This window comes from Pseudomonas sp. SIMBA_068 (genome assembly GCF_046534705.1).
Classification (GTDB): Bacteria; Pseudomonadota; Gammaproteobacteria; order Pseudomonadales; family Pseudomonadaceae; genus Aquipseudomonas; species Aquipseudomonas putida.
Genome location: NZ_JAWRYI010001345.1, coordinates 1 through 245 on the forward strand (window position 1 = coordinate 1; position 245 = coordinate 245).

Sequence of the window (245 nt, forward strand, 5' to 3'; positions counted from 1 at the left end):
GCGGTTCATGACGCATACGGAACGACTGGTTTCGGATTCTGCTTGGCTGCCTCCAAACATGTGACGCGGCTGATCGCCGTGGTATGTAGCCCGAGGATCGGGCATTCCCTGATCGTTCGCCTGTTTCAAGTAATCCAGCAGAGTCGTCGCTCGTTGCTCCGCCAGCTCGCTCAGGCACTCCGCGCGATCAGCATTGCGGCCCAGGGCATCGAAGAAGAAACTCATGCGAATCGTCGCATCGCACG

At 58.8% G+C, this 245-nt stretch carries 1 protein-coding gene; it reads right to left on the reverse strand.

Going from position 1 to position 245, the window contains the following annotated elements; genetic code table 11:
* On the reverse strand, positions 1 to 225 hold a 225-nt coding region (locus SB756_RS33985; protein WP_410913748.1), incomplete at its 3' end, for a hypothetical protein.
* Between the last annotated feature and the right edge of the window lie 20 nt (positions 226 to 245).